This window comes from Prosthecobacter vanneervenii, assembly GCF_014203095.1.
GTDB lineage: Bacteria > Verrucomicrobiota > Verrucomicrobiia > Verrucomicrobiales > Verrucomicrobiaceae > Prosthecobacter > Prosthecobacter vanneervenii.
The window spans coordinates 1-14,833 of the sequence record NZ_JACHIG010000019.1 but is presented as its reverse complement, the minus strand read 5'-3'; the positions used below and the strand labels follow the sequence as shown (position 1 = coordinate 14,833).

Below are 14,833 nucleotides of genomic sequence, written 5' to 3'. Positions count from 1 at the left end.
GATCCGATTGTCAACCCTTTATTCAAAAGCATCTGCGGGGTTGTTGTCTTGACAAGAGATTATAGCCAGATAGACTTGTCCTTAGGACAAGTCTATCTGGCTTAGTTAAACCGCTGAATGGTAATTGTTGGCCGCATTGATCTAAGATTCAGCATCCTCTGAGTCACTGTCCTCTAGCGCTTCGGGAGGTGCCGTGTTCACAAAAGCCCCCGCCGCTCCCAACCGCCTCGGACAATCCCATGGAAAAACTGGCAGCCGCCATGGGAGGGAGGCGGCGGCTGAATTTGTGACACCTCTTTTGCACCCGAATATACATACGACAAATTTGACGCACGTTAAAATAGACGTATGTTTTACCCATGAAATCAAACCCAGGTGGGGAAATCGACTCAGACTCCGTCATTGGACGGGATGCCTTCATTCAGCATCTGTGGGAGGTCATTGAGCAGCAGAGCATCGTGCTCACTGCGGAGCGGCGTATTGGCAAGACCACCATCATTAAAAAAATGCGAAGCGCCCCGGCTTCAGGCTGGGTGCCGGTGTTTCAGGATCTGGAGCGCTGCCACACAGCCATGGAGTTTGCCATGGTGGTTTACAAGGAAGTGAATCAGTTCCTCAGCGGAAAGCAGAAAGCCGCACGGAGGGGCATGGAGTTGCTCAAGTCACTCGGAGGCGTGGAGGTGGCAGGCCTCATCAAGCTGCCCAGCGCCAGTAATACTCATTGGAAGGAGATGCTCACCCAGACTCTGGAGGATCTGATCCATGAAAACGACTCCAGCAGCACCCGGCTGCTCTTCCTTTGGGATGAGGTGCCCTTCATGCTGGCAAACATCCGTGACCGCGAGGGGGAGCGCACGGCCATGGAGGTGCTGGACACCCTGCGTGCTCTGCGGCAGACGCTGCCGGGGCTGCGCATGATCCTCACTGGCTCCATCGGTCTGCACCATGTGCTGCACTCCCTGCGGGACAAACAATATGCCAATGATCCTTTCAATGACATGGCGGAGATCGAGGTGCATCCCATTGCAGAGCCGGACGCCGCGCATCTGGCCGCGATGCTCATTCAGGGGGAAATGCTCCAGTGTTCCGATCAGGCGTTGGCAGCAGCCGCCATCTCTCAGGAGGCCGGATGCTTTCCCTTCTACATTCATCATGTGGTCCGTGCACTGAAGAGCCGGGGACTCCCCGCCAGCCCGGACAGCGCGCAGAGTGTGGTGGCAGATCATCTGCTGGATGCCGGCGATCCGTGGAAACTCCGCCACTACCATGAGCGCCTGCGGACCTACTATGGCAATCATCAGCCCGCAGTGCTGATCATTCTGGACGAACTGGCGGTGAAAGAGCAGCCGCCCACGGTGAATGAACTTCTAGCCCTGCTCAAGGCCAGCAGCACCTTTGACGATCGTGAGATGCTCCTCCGGCTGCTCTCTTTGCTGGAGCGCGACCACTACCTGCGGCGCAATGCCGAAGGCCGCCACACCTTCAAGTTTCCGCTGATCCGCCGCTGGTGGCAGCTCCACCGCAGTCTCTGAGCCTCATCTATTCTGCACCACCATGAGCACCAGCCCGCCCGTCATTCCCAGCAGCTCCATCGAGCCCGGCACTCTCTGGGTCTTCACACCCAGCCGCACCGATCCTGCGCATCTGGAGTCCATTCTGGTGCAGCGTCAGGGCCTCCTGCAGGATGCCGTGGACCGCGTGGTGGACAGCGCCACCACCGGGAGCAAGCATTACCAGCTCTTCGTGGGCCCGCGTGGCTGTGGCAAAAGCCATCTTGTCTCGCTCATCGTCAGCCGTCTTGGCAAAGACGAGCGCGTGCATGACCGCCTGCGCATCGCCTGGCTCAATGAAGACGAGACCAGCACCACGCTGCTGGATCTGCTGCTCAAGATCCATGCCGCGCTGGAGGCGCGCTACCCGGCAGAGTTTCAGGAGGCACAGCTGGCGGAGGCTTACGAGCTCAAACCTGCGCAGGCGCTCGACTTCGTCTCTGCCAGACTGCTTGCGGCTCTGGGCAGCCATACTTTGCTGGTCGTCACTGAAAATCTCGACGCCCTGCTCACCAGCCTGGGAGACTCCGGGCAGAAGCAGCTGCGCGCTTTCATCCAGGAAAACGCATGCGTGTGCTTTGTGGCCACCGCGCAGCGGCTGGTGGACGCCATGACCCACAGGGACAATCCTTTTCATGGCTTCTTCCACACCGAGCATCTCAAGCCGCTCAATGTCTCCGAAGCCACGGAACTCCTCAAAAACATCGCCACGCTGCATGGCAAGCAGGATGTGGTGGAGTTCCTCTCCACGAGCCGTGGCCGCTCCCGCGTGCAGGCGCTGCACCACCTCTCCGGCGGCAATCACCGAATCTACATTGTCCTGTCTCAGTTCATCACGCGTGAGACCATGGACTCGCTGCTAGTCCCGTTCATGAAGATGGTGGACGAGCTGACCCCCTACTATCAGGAGCGTCTGCGCTGGCTCCCGGCGCAGCAGCGCAAGATCATCGAACACCTCTGCCGCGCTGAAGGTACCGTGCCCGTTAAGGAGATCGCCAAACGCCTCTTTGCCACCCCACAGACCATCTCCAGCCAGCTCCAGGACCTGCGGGAAATGGGCTACGTCACCGCCAATCAGCGCGGCCGGGAGTCCCTCTACGAAATCAGCGAGCCGCTCATGCGCATCTGCGTGGAGGTGAAGGAAACGTCCAACCACGAGCCCCTGCGGCTGCTCGTGGATTTCTTGCGCGTGTGGTATGATGACAAGGATTTGGATGAACGGCTGGGGGCGGCGGATTCAGCCTCCGAATCCCGGGCTTATTTTGAAGCTGCAATTTCAAAGAATAAGAAGGAAGGCAATCTTAGGGTTAAGCTTTTACTGGCCAACCTTGGAATTAAAGAGCTTGAGAAGATGACAGATGAAATGCGGGCCAAAGTAACTGCAAACTTGCCCGAAAGCTCACTCGTGGCGTTTAAATGCTTGACTGACGGCGACGAGCAGGGGTGTCTAGAATGCCTTGCTGAGGCCATATCAGAAGCAGGCACTCCAGAGCTGCGCGCAAGAATGCTCACGGCGAGAGGGGTGGTTTTTAAACAGGTGGGGAAAAATGCAGAAGCCTTGCGTGACTTTGAGGCGGCCATTGATATTCAAAAAGTGGAGATGAAAGAGTTGGCAACAGCTCACATGGAGCGTGGACTTATAAAAGCTCACAATGGCCACCTGGCGGAAGCAATCAATGATTATACTTTTGCTATCACGCATGCAGACGCTTCTTCGAATTTAAAATGCATGACTTTATTCAACCGCGGCTGTGCATATACAGCGCTAAGAGATTTAAAGCGTGCGATTATGGATTATACAGAGGTAATAAATCATAAAGAAGCCTCAATTGAACAGGTTACGAAATCATTGTGTCAACGAGGATTAAACTACTTTAATCTTAAATATTTTCATAAAGCTATTGCTGATTTCACTCTCGTTTTGAAGAAGTCAAAATCTAATAAAGCATTAAATATTAGTACGCTTTCCATGCGCGGCGTAGTTCACGCCAATATGGGTAAATATCAAAATGCAATCGATGACTTTACCGCTGTAATTAACAGCGATGATGCGGACAAAGATGAGATTGCACGAGCAAAACACAATCGAGGCATTGCTTATTTTTCACTGAAAAATTTAAAGAAAGCGTTCATCGATTTTGACAACATTGTTGAAAATTTGGATTACTCGGTAGAAACGCGAGCAGACACTTATCTTGTTCTCGCAACGGTGCATCTCTCCGAAGGGCAAAAAAAACAAGCCTTCAAAATGCTGGAACAAGGATTGGCTTTGAACAGCACTTGTTCATCAGTATGTCGAGAATATGTATACGATTTGATTGGTGTCGTTTTTTCCGTCGGACTTAATCCTACAGGACGCAAAGATACTATATCGCTTTTGCTCGAACTTTTCGACAAGCACCAAACCCTCCCCTTCCTCGGCGAAGCCGTCGTCCAGCACATGGGTAGAGTCTTTCAAGAGGGAGCACCTTTCCCCTCCACTGACAATCTGGAAGGCTGGGCGGCAGCGTGGGAGAAGGCTGGTGAAAGCGTGCCGGACTTCCGGCTTTCGCTGCGACTCCTGCGCACCATCGTGAACTTTGTGAAAGCTGGTGGGCAGGACCGAACGATTCTGCTGGATCTCGCGGCCCCTGAGCGTGCGATTGTGGAGCAAGCGCTGGGGCTGTCTGCTGAGCCGGGTTGACCGCTCATCCTTCATGCGGCCACCTTTACGCGTTGCGTCACAGCATGAACGTGAGATGTGGGCTGCGTGGCGGGCGGAGTCTGGCCTGAGCAGCTGAAGCCGGTGCTACAATGCATGCGGGGCATTCTGTGTGAGTGTCTGGAGCTGGCGCAGCGCAAGGATCGAGGACGAGTTCGAGTAGGAGTTCGAGGACGACTTCCCCCCCCTCATGCAGCACATCCGTCATCACATTGCCAAAGACATCGGTCAGGTGGAAGTCGACTCGTGCAATGAAACCATTGCGCAATGGATTCCTTGCTGAAGTTCCACGGCAGCGCGCAAAGAGCCCCCCACCTCACCCCAGCACATCCGTCACCACATTCCCAAACACATCGGTCAGGCGGAAGTCGCGGCCGGCGTAGCGGTAGGTGAGCTTTTCGTGGTCGAGGCCGAGCTGGTGCAGGATGGTGGCGTGGAGGTCGTGGACGTGGACGGGGTTTTGCTCGGCATTCATGCCGAGCTCGTCGGAGGTGCCGTAGGCCAGGCCGCCGCGAATGCCGCCGCCGGCCAGCAGGGTGCTGAAGGCGGTGTGGTGGTGGTCGCGGCCGCGCTTCATGGGGTCGGTCTGCTTGTTCTTGTCGGGGGCTTCCTGCGAGTAGGGCGTGCGGCCAAACTCGCCGGTCCAGACGACGAGGGTGTCATCGAGCATGCCGCGCTGCTTGAGATCGCTGATGAGCGCGGCGGAGGCGCGGTCGCTGTCGGCGCAGAGCTTGGGGTGGCTCTGGTAGTGGTTGCTATGAGTGTCCCAGGGCTGGTTGCTGGTGCTGGTGTAGTACACGCTGATGAAGCGCACGCCGGACTCGGCCAGACGACGCGCGAGCAGGCAGGAGCGGCCAAAGGGCGTGTCGCCATAGAGCTCGCGCATTTTCTCGGGCTCGCGGCTGATGTCGAAGGCATCGCTGGCGGCGCTCTGCATGCGGTAGGCGGTTTCCATGGCCTTGATCTGCGACTCCAGCGCGGAGTCGTGCTCGCGCTGCGCGGCGTGGAGCTGGTTGAGGCTCTGGATGAGGTCGAGCTGGCGGCGCTGCGCTTTGACGGGGAGCTGGGAGTTGCGCACATTGGCCACCAGCTTGTCCACGGCCATGTCAGAGGTGATGACGCCGGTGGCCTGATACTCGGCGGGCAGGAAGGAATTGCTCCACAAGGCGGGGCCCACGACGATGTTTGGCGTGGGGCGCAGGACCACAAAGCCGGGCAGGTTTTCGTTTTCGCTGCCCAGGCCATACAGCACCCAGGAGCCGAGCGAGGGGCGGATGGGCTGGATGTTTCCCGTGTTCATCATGAGCAGCGCGGGCTCATGATTGGGCACATTGGTGTGCATGGAGCGGATGACGCAGCAGTCATCGATGATGCTGCCGAGATGCGGCAGGCTCTCGCTGACCTCGATGCCGCTCTGGCCGTGGCGCTGAAAGCTCAGCGGGGAGGACATGAAGCCGCTGGTCTTGGGCGCTTTGTAGAGCTTTCCTGAGGGCTGCTGGCCTTCGTATTTTTTGAGCGCGGGCTTGGGGTCAAAGGTGTCGATGTGCGACGGCCCGCCGTTCATGAAGAGGAAGATGACGCGCTTCGCTTTGGGTGTGATCTGCTGACGCACGGCGGCACCGGCCTTGCCGCCCATCATGCCTGCGAGGCCGATGGCGCCAAAGCCTGCGGACAGGCGCTGCAGTGTGGCGCGGCGCGTGAGGGGCAGGCCTGCGGCGGTGGTGAGTGAGGGGTCAGTCCACATAGGTCATCTCATTGGTGGCCAGCAGGGCCTGGGCGAGCTGCTCCCACGGGCTCATGCCTGCGGCGGGATCGGCGGGCTGCTGGAGAAAGTGCAGTGCCAGCTCCGTCTCCTGCGGCAGGGGCTCGCGGGCAAAGAGCAGCGCGTAGGCGTGGCGGATGCGTGCGGCGTCATCGGGCGCATGCTGCTGCAGGCGTTGGGCGAGGGCGCGCGCCTGCGCCTGCATGAAGGGGCTGTTCATCACGTAGAGCTTTTGCGTGGGCGTGGTGCTTTCCGAGCGGCGCGCGGCGTGCACATTGGCATCGGGGTAATCAAAGAGCATGAGCGTCTTGTTCAGCTCCTTGCGGCTGATCTGGCTGTAGAGCGTGCGCTTGTAATGATCCGCCGCGGCGAGGTCCATGGAGCGGCCGCCCTCGGGGCTGAGCGTGCCCGCCACGGCCAGCACGGCATCGCGCTGGGGCTCGATGCCGAGGCGCTTGCGGTTCATGCGCCAGAGGTGGTCATTGGCTTCATCGAGCTGCGCATTCGCCGCGCTGCCCTGGCTGCTCTGGCGGTAGGTGGCGGAGAGCGCGAGCTCGCGCACGAGGCGCTTGATGGACCAGCCCTGCTGCATGAAGCGCACGGCCAAGTCATCGAGCAACGCGGGGTGCGTGGGCTTGTCTCCCATCGCGCCAAAGTTGCTGGTGGTGCGTGCCAGCGGGCGGCCAAAGAGCATGTCCCACACGCGGTTCACCATCACGCGTGCGGTGAGCGGATTGTCCGCAGCGGCGATGTGGCGTGCCAGCTCGGCGCGGCCGCTGCCCTGCTGAAACTTCACGGGCTCGCCCTTGCTCAGCACCTGCAGCCAGGCGCGCGGGGCCACGTCTCCGGGCGTGTCCACATTGCCGCGCTGGTAGATGGGCAGGTCGTGCGGCTTCTCATCATCGCGCACGATGTGCAGCGTGCCGGGGTCCATTTTTTCGGCGTTGGTCTTGTCGTCCTCATCCTTGCCATCGGGGCGGAGGCTCACCTTTTTTACGGAGGCAAACACGCCCGCCATGGCGTAGTAGTCGCGCGTGGAGACGGGGTCAAATTTGTGATCGTGGCAGCGGGCGCAGGCCACGGTGAGGCCCAGGAAGGTCTGCGAGACGGTGTCCACCTGCTCGGCCCATTCCTCGGCCTGCACATCCAGGCGGCCGCGGGCGTAGAGCTTGTGCCCCAGGCCGAGAAAGCCCAGGGCGGGCAGGTCGGCCTTGTTTTGCGGCTCCAGCAGATCCACGGCAAGCTGCCGCTGGATGAACTGGTCATAGCCCAGGTCCGCATTGAAGGCGGCCACCACCCAGTCGCGATAGCGCCAGGCATTGGGGAGATTGAGCGAGGTGTTGTTTCCCACCTGATGCGCCTGGTCCTCGGCATAGCGGGCGAGATTGAGCCACAGCGAGGCCATGCGCTCGCCAAAGGCACGGCGGCCCAGGAGATCATCTACCAGCCTCTGGTAGGCACCCGGGCGTGTGTCAGAGAGAAAGGCCTGCGCCTCCTCCGGCGTGGGCGGCAGGCCGGTGAGGTCAAAGTACAGCCGCCGCAGCAGCGTGCGCGGCTCGGCCTCGCGCGAAGGGGTGAGATCGTGCTGCTCCATCTGCGCGAGGATGAACCTGTCCACCCGGCCGCGCGGCCATGCGGTGTCCCGCACGGCGGGCAAAGCCTGCGCCTTGGGCGGGATAAAGGACCAATGCTGACGCGCCCTGGCCCAGTCGATGCCTGAGGTGTCGGCAGGCGCAGCGGCACTGGCAGCGGCCGCCTTTTCCGCCGCAAACGCACCACCGCCCAGCCCGCCGCAGAGCGCGGGGAGAAGCAGCGGCAGAGAGAGGGAAAGCAGCGAAGTCCGAATCACCCGCAGCATACGGGCTGCAGGTGCGGGGTCTTTCGTGGGGATGGGGGTGCGTGTGTGCTGATGCGGCGCAGCGCGGCTGCGGCGGAGCGTTACCCAGAGCCGGTGGGACACCGGCGCTCCCAGCACAGAGGGGCTGGGCGGCAGCCGGTGCGGCAAAGGGCGGAGGCGGGTGGGGAGCCTCCCCTGCCCTGAACGTGCGGATGTGTGGATGCTTCGCGGTCTTAGGATTGACATCGCGCCTGTGCCTCCGGTAAAACGGTGCCCATGTCGCATAGACTCTGCCGTCCGTCGTTCGGCCGCCCTTCGGGTCGGGTAGGTGGTGCGCGTGCCGACTCTGGCTTTGGCATGGGGCTGCTGCTCTGCCTCGGCTGCCTGATGACGGTGGTCTGCGCGGCGCTTTCCGTGGTGATGCTTTTTACCCCCCTGCCTGCGGTAGCCCTGCCGAAGCCCAAAGAGAATGAAAGGCTCATGGCGCCTCCGGACAAACTGGCCAGGATGGTAAGGAATGAAATCAACCGCAGGTTCAGCCTGCGGTATCGAATTAGAGGGTATTGGATTTGGTATTCCAGAACACTCCCAGAACCTTGGCCGGAAGAGCTGCCCACTGAAGATCCAGTGCCACAAAAGCAACTCCAACCCCTGCCGTCCGCCACGCCTGCGGCAGCACCTTGGCAGCAGCCGGAGTGATGCGGTGATTTCACGGATGTGCGGGACTCAGCCTAGCTGCAAGGGGCGCACACGGTCATTCAGCATCTCAGACACGTTAGGAAAGCAAAAAACAGCGGGGGGACGGATCGAGATGACCTTAACCCATGTGGAGAGAATCGGAAATCATGTCTTTGCTCGGATGCCACCCGCTGGGGCGGCGTCGCGCGGCCTCCACCCAGCACAGAGGTGCTGGGCGGCAGCCGGTGCGGCAAAGTGCGGGCTGGGCAGTGAAATGAGAATCCGTGCGGCGGGGGGAGGCGTTGAATGGGTGGGCTCACTCTCTGCACACCTGCCATGAAACGCTTTTTCTCCTCTGCTCTTCAAACGCTGCGCCGCCGGCCGGCATCCTCTGTCATGGCGCTGGCGCTGCTGACGGGGGTGGGCTTCGGCTGCCAGTCCTGCGCCTCGTCCTCGCGCAAAAACTACCCTACCACGCCCTACCAGACGGTGGTGGCGGAGGGGCGGCTTTCCATCCGCGAGTATCCGGCGCTGAAGATCGCGCGCACGCGCGGGGCGGAGAACGGCGGCAGCTTCATGCGGTTGTTTCGCTACATCGGCGGAGCGAATGAGAAAGGGGAAAAGATCTCCATGACCACGCCGGTGCTGATGGAAAAGAGCACCATGAGCTTTGTGCTGCCGGAGAGCCATCAGAAGCAGGCGCCGCGTGCCGGAGATGCGGCGGTGGAGATCGCCACGCTGCCCGCACGACGCGTGGCGGTGTGCTCCTACAGCGGCCAGCCGGAGGGCCCGGGCCGTGCGCAGGCGATGGACCAGCTGCGCGAATGGCTGCGGGCGCGGAAGCTCGCCTGGGTGGAAGAGCCCGTGTATGCGGTGTATGACGGCCCCTTTACCCTGCCTGCGCAGCGACTGAATGAGGTGATGCTGCCTCTGAAGCCGTGATGCCCCTGCCCTGCCCCGACTGGCGCAAAACGCCAGCCTACCACCTCCTGCTACTTTCCCAGCTGAACCGGCTTTAAAGCACTTGCGTCTGCCAGATCGGACCCAGGAGCTTGGGCATGGCCTTTCTCTTTGCATCCTCTCACCTGCCAGCCTCCCGAGTCCGCCGTCCTGATCTGGAGGCTGACGATGATCATGATGAAAACCCGGAGGCGATGCCGCGCAGCGGCGGGGTGCGGGCCAGCAGCCATCTGCCTGAAAGGCGGGAGCCAGAGGCCACCTACCGGGCGCTCTCCCAGCGCGGCGCACAGGCCAGCGCCCGCCAGCTCCAGTACACGGAGGAGGCCACACCACACCAGGACGGTGTGACCGCCGCCAAGGCCAGCGGTGTCTTTGATGCCGTGCGCCAGCAATACAATAACGGCGATTCCCCACACTACATGGATGAGGACGGCAACCTCCGCCCGCGTAATGAGGCCCGTCGGCAGGACTCCCCTGCTCTCCGTGACCCACGCAGCCCGCAGTTCGGTGCCAGAGCACCCAGCCGCAGCCCCGGCACCTCGTCGTCTGTGTCCCATGATACCAGTCCTTGGTATATGCCACCCATCACCCACGAGGACCTTGATCCTCAGCACCAAGAACATGATGACGCCACAGGTTCCCATTCCGCCCTCAACGGCAGACCGGAGGTCCATGACCTCGTGTACCGCACCCAGGGCGCATCCCCGCCCAAGCCCGGATTCCAAGATTTCGTGCACCGCTACAACGGCAACCCGGAGGAGGCGGGCGATCACCGCAGCGACTATTTCCATAATGTGGTTGCGGCAGCCGATGCCAGGGGACACCTCACGCCGCAGAGCAAGTCCTATGGAGCCGCTCCCGACAGCCGTGGCAATGCTGGCAACTCTAGCTTCGGCAACCCGTTGGCATCCACAGCCCCGAGCCCCCCGCCGCTGACCACCCAAGATGTCTTGGATTTGGCAGACAAATCAGAACTGGGCGCTGCGAAGCGACAATTCAAAGCCCGCCTGGCAGAGCAGCAAAGACTCTCAAAAGAACTCGCTGATGCAAAGCAGGTGCTGCAAGCGAATCAAGATAATATCCGTAGTCTTCAAAATCTTCGAGAGACTCTCAAATGGACCAAGAAAGGGTATGACTACGGAAGGAAGCGGCTGCCAAAACACTTGAGAGACAAGGTGGATAAAATCATGGAGGAAACAGGTGCCGATCCGGCTGCGCAAATTCAAAGTCTGGACGCGATGATCAAGGAATCAGAAGCTCGGACGGCTGGAAACGAGAAGGCGATCCAACAGGCTGAAGAAGCCTATCGCCAGGCGTTTAAAGCGACTCAAGATGCGGCGCAGCGGATGCGTGATCTTGAAGAGCAAAAAAAACGGTCACCAGTATCGCCTCCTGCCCCAGCCCCCGTTCCTACGCCGTCGCCGCCCCCCCGCAGCAACACAAACTGCCAACACAGCCTTGGACGTGATTGAGATAGCCCAAGCCAGGTGAAAGGAGGCCCTTATGCGCCCCCTTCACCTGGTCACCTTCGGACCATGCCGAAAGTTACTGTCCCCTTGGAGTAAGACTTACAAAGCTCCGCAGAGTTTGTTCTAGATCAAAAACCTCGTGACGAGCCGATACCGGCGGTTGATCATGGCAACCCACCACGCTCCCAACCCATGAAACCGCTTCTGTCTTCCGCGCTCTCCTTGGCCCTGCTCTATTCCACCGTGGGTGCCGGACCCGCACGCGCCGCAGAGAGCGGCAAGGAAAAGGCGGGCCAAAAGAGCCCTGCTGCAGCGGCTGATGAGAAGGCCCTCGCGGCTGCGGAGGCGCTGTACGCGGAGGCCAGATACGCCGAGGCAGAGAAGGCCGCGCAGGCGCTCGTGGCAACGCGCATGCAGGCACTGGGCGCAGAGGCCAGGGAAACACTGCGCGCCCGCCTCCTGCTTGCAGACGCCCTGCGCATGCTGGGCAAGGTGGCGGAGTCGGAAGCGCAACTGCGCGAACTGCTGCCGGTGCTGTCGAAAGTCTTCGGCGCGGAGGATCGTGAAACACTGCGCGGCCAGTCCGCCTTGCTCGCGGCCAAAGGCAGCTTCACTACGGGGACTGCGATTGAAGAGGAGTTGCGCAGCCTCGTGGCCACTGCGACACGGGTGCTTGGAGCTGAGGATCCAGTCACTCTGATGACGCGCCGACGTCTGGCTGAGGGCTGGTACTGGCAGGGAAAACAGGCGGAGGCCGAGGCGGACCTCCGCGAGAGGCTGGTCATTTACGAGCGCACTCTCGGGGCCGAGGACAGGGAGACACTGCGCTGCCAGTACCATCTCATCCGCGTGCTGGGTACCCAGAACAAAAACGCCGAAGTGGAGGCGCTATACCGCCGCCTGCACCCGCTGCAGACGAAAGTGCTCGGGGCCGAGGGCTCTGAAACGCTGCACAGCCAGACCTATTTCATCATAGCCCTGTCTGCCCAGAACAAGCATGCGGAGGTGGACAAGCTTTGCCGCAGCGTGCTCCCGCTGCAGGTCAAGGTCTTCGGAGCCGAAAACAAGGAGACACTGCATTGCCAGAACCTTCTCGTCGAAGCCCTGCTCGCCCAGAATAAGAACACGGAGGTGGAGGAGCAATCCCGCAGCCTGCTGCCGCTGCAGGTCAAGGTCTTCGGAGCCGAGAGCAAGGAAGCGCTCGATTGGCAGCTCCATCTTCTCAAGGCCCTGGATGCCCAGAACAAGCACACGGAGGCGGACAAGCTTTGCCGCAGCCTGCTCGCGATTCAGACACCTGTCCTCCAAGCCCTGGCTGCTCAGAACAAGCACGCGGCAGCTGAGGATCTCTGCCGCAGACTGATCCCGCTCCAGATCAAAGTGATCGGGGCCGAAAACAAGGAAACGCTGCACAGCCAGCTCCAGCTCATCCAAGCCCTGGCTGCTCAGAGCAAGAACGCGGAGGTGGAGGAGCTGTGCCGCCGCCTGATCCCGCTGCAAAACAAGGCGCTCGGAAATGAGGGCGAGGAAACGCTGCAATGCCATGTCTATCTCCTCGGAGCTCTGAAAGCCCAGGACAAGAACGCGGAGCTGGAGGCGGAGTGCCGCATCTTGACACCTCTCCAAATCAAGATCTTCGGCGCCGAGAGCAAGGATGCAGTGTTCTGCCAGAGCCTTCTCGTGGATGCCCTGGCCGCCCAGGACAAGGACGCGGAAGTGGTGGAGCTATGCCGCAGCCTGATCCCACTGCAGGTCAATGTGCTCGGCGCGGAAAGCAAGTACACTTTGGACACCCGCAGCCGTCTGGCCCATGCCCTGAGCCAGCAGGAAAAATGGGCGGAGGCCGAGGCGGAGTACCGCAGCCTGCTGCCGCTGCAGATCAAGGTGCTTGGAGCAGAAAACAATATCGTTTTGGACACACGCAGCGGCCTGGCACGCAGCCTGAGCCAGCAGAAGAAATGGACGGAGGCCGAGGCGGAATACCAGCAGGTGCTGGCGCTTTGCGAGCGTGTGATCAAACCGGAGGAATCGCACACGTTTTCTCTTTACGGGCTGGGAGACTTCATCAGAAACCTGGGAAGAAATGACCAACATGAGCTGGCGGAAAAAGTGTGCCGCCGCGTGATCGCCTTTTACAGCAAGCGGCCCGGTCCTGAGAGCGAGTCTGCTCTGCACCAGCGCAGCGCTCTGGCTGGCATCCTGAGGGACGAGAAAAAATGGACAGAAGCCGAGGCCGAATACCGCGCGCTGCAGCCCCTCTTTGACAAGGCGTTTGGCACGGAGTCCGCCTCCGCCCTGCGTGTGCGCACGTCTCTCGCCTTCCTGCTGCTGCTGCAGAAGAAAGAGGAGGAGGCGGGAAAGGAGTTTGATCAGGCGCTGGCCCTGGCCTCACGCGCGCACGGCCCCGCAGATGATTCCCCTCTGCCGGATGTGGTGATGAACATGGAGATCCTCCAGAGCATGGGCCAGGATGCGGATGTGGAGGCGCTGCTGCGCCAGCACCTGACCGCCTTTGTCAAAACTTATGGCCAGGACAACAGCGAGGTGCTGAAACTGCAGACCACGCTGCTCGACGCACTGATGGAGCAGAAGAAACACGCGGAGGCGGAGAAGGAGTGCCGCAGCCTCATCGCCACGCAGACGCGTCTGCTCGGGCCCGAGGCCAGAGAGACTGTGGAGTCCCGCTGCACGCTGGCCGGCCTGCTGGCTGAAATGGACAGGGATGACGAGGCTGAAAAGGAATACCGCCAGGTGCTGCCACTTTATACCAGGGTGTTTGGCGCGGAATCAGAGGACACATTGCGGAAGCGCATGCTTCTGGCTCGTGTCCTGCACGAAGAGGAGAAGCCTGAAGAGGCATGCAAGGAGCTCGGCGAGGTGCTGGACATCTCTCTCCGCGTGCTCGGTGCTGAGGATATGCACACCCAGGCCCAGATCGCGCTGCTGCTGGCATGGCGCCAGACGGAGGACCGGGGCGCGGAGGTGACCGCACAGCTGCGCCGGCACATGCCCGCCTTCATCCAGACCTATGGCCAGGACCACCGCCGGGTGCTGGACCTGCAGGAGGCCATCATCGCCACGCTGATCACGCAGGAGCAATACGCCGAGGCGGAGAGGGAGAGCCGCAGCCTCGTGGCCGCAGAGACCCGTGCCTTCGGACCGGAAGCCAGGGAAACCGTGAAGTCGCGCCGCGCACTGGCAGACCTGCTGACTCGGCAGCACAAGGATGCGGAGGCCGAAAAGGAACTGCGCCAGACGCTGGGCATCTGCCAGCATGCCTTCGGCGCGGAGAGTGCGGAGACGCTGGAAACCTGCCACCACCTGGCCGTGTGCCTGGGCATGCAGAAGAAGCAGCCGGAAGCCCTGAAATATGCCCGGCGCGCCCATGAGGGCCGCCTGAAGCTGCTGGGCAGGAACCACCCTGACACACGAAAGTCGAATGAACTGATGGATGCCCTGACAAAGGCGGAGGCGAAGGCGTGAGGATTCACCCGCCACACTGAAAGGCAGCACACGAAGGCCGCGCGTTGCAGCAGCATCGTTGATACCAGATAGAAGCACAAACGAGCACACAAAATACTTGCGTCTGGCAGATCGGACCCAAGAGCTTGTGCATGGCCTTTCTCTTTTGATCCTCTCACCTGCCAGCCTTCGATGTTCAGTCAAAGAGCCCTCGCTTCAGGTACGAATTTATTCAATCCAAGCCGGGACAGCCGCCCACGCATCGCTTGATTCCAGCACCTTCAACGGAAAATATGCAGTTTGAGGGGCGGGGAGTTTTACCCTAGGTCGTGTTTGAAAACCTGTCGATTGGCAAATTGGGTGCATCGAGGCAAGAAGACATGTCGATGAAAACCCAACGCTTTGCATGGTGGG

The 14,833-nt window shown here is 60.8% G+C and carries 8 protein-coding genes; 6 read left to right on the top strand and 2 right to left on the bottom strand.

The window, feature by feature from the left end:
• Window positions 1–359: 359 nt before the first annotated feature.
• Both HNQ65_RS25355 and HNQ65_RS25350 read left to right on the top strand, forming a co-directional pair.
• On the top strand, window positions 360–1,532 hold the full coding sequence (locus HNQ65_RS25355; protein WP_184344449.1) for a hypothetical protein: 1,173 nt from the start codon (window positions 360–362) through the stop codon (window positions 1,530–1,532).
• Window positions 1,533–1,554: 22 nt separating this feature from the next.
• A complete protein-coding gene (locus HNQ65_RS25350; protein WP_184344447.1) occupies window positions 1,555–4,233 on the top strand; it encodes a winged helix-turn-helix transcriptional regulator in 2,679 nt (892 codons plus the stop codon).
• Window positions 4,234–4,567: 334 nt separating this feature from the next.
• Here HNQ65_RS25350 and HNQ65_RS25345 read toward each other — a convergent pair whose 3' ends face one another.
• Both HNQ65_RS25345 and HNQ65_RS25340 read right to left on the bottom strand, forming a co-directional pair.
• Entirely contained in the window at window positions 4,568–5,995 is a 1,428-nt protein-coding gene (locus tag HNQ65_RS25345; RefSeq protein ID WP_184344445.1) for a DUF1501 domain-containing protein, read from the bottom strand.
• Window positions 5,985–8,018 carry a DUF1549 and DUF1553 domain-containing protein gene (locus HNQ65_RS25340; RefSeq protein ID WP_184344443.1) on the bottom strand — a complete coding sequence of 678 codons (2,034 nt, stop codon included), beginning with the start codon at window positions 8,016–8,018 and terminating at the stop codon, window positions 5,985–5,987. The genes HNQ65_RS25345 and HNQ65_RS25340 overlap by 11 nt, the downstream gene beginning before the upstream one ends.
• Window positions 8,019–8,207: 189 nt before the next feature.
• Between HNQ65_RS25340 and HNQ65_RS25335 the strand changes: the two genes are divergently transcribed.
• The 4 genes from HNQ65_RS25335 to HNQ65_RS25315 all read left to right on the top strand — a co-directional run bounded on the left by HNQ65_RS25335 (window position 8,208) and on the right by HNQ65_RS25315 (window position 14,440).
• Window positions 8,208–8,549, top strand: a complete 342-nt coding sequence (locus tag HNQ65_RS25335; protein ID WP_184344441.1) for a nucleotidyl transferase family protein — start codon at window positions 8,208–8,210, stop codon at window positions 8,547–8,549.
• Window positions 8,550–8,864: 315 nt separating this feature from the next.
• The gene (locus HNQ65_RS25330) at window positions 8,865–9,470 is read left to right on the top strand and encodes an SOUL family heme-binding protein (protein ID WP_184344439.1); all 606 of its coding nucleotides are present in this window, start codon (window positions 8,865–8,867) and stop codon (window positions 9,468–9,470) included.
• Window positions 9,471–10,063: 593 nt separating this feature from the next.
• The gene (locus tag HNQ65_RS25320; protein WP_184344435.1) at window positions 10,064–10,960 is read left to right on the top strand and encodes a hypothetical protein; all 897 of its coding nucleotides are present in this window, start codon (window positions 10,064–10,066) and stop codon (window positions 10,958–10,960) included.
• Between the two features lie 189 nt (window positions 10,961–11,149).
• Window positions 11,150–14,440, top strand: coding sequence for a tetratricopeptide repeat protein (locus HNQ65_RS25315; RefSeq protein WP_184344433.1), 3,291 nt, complete (start codon window positions 11,150–11,152; stop codon window positions 14,438–14,440).
• Window positions 14,441–14,833 lie beyond the last annotated feature (393 nt).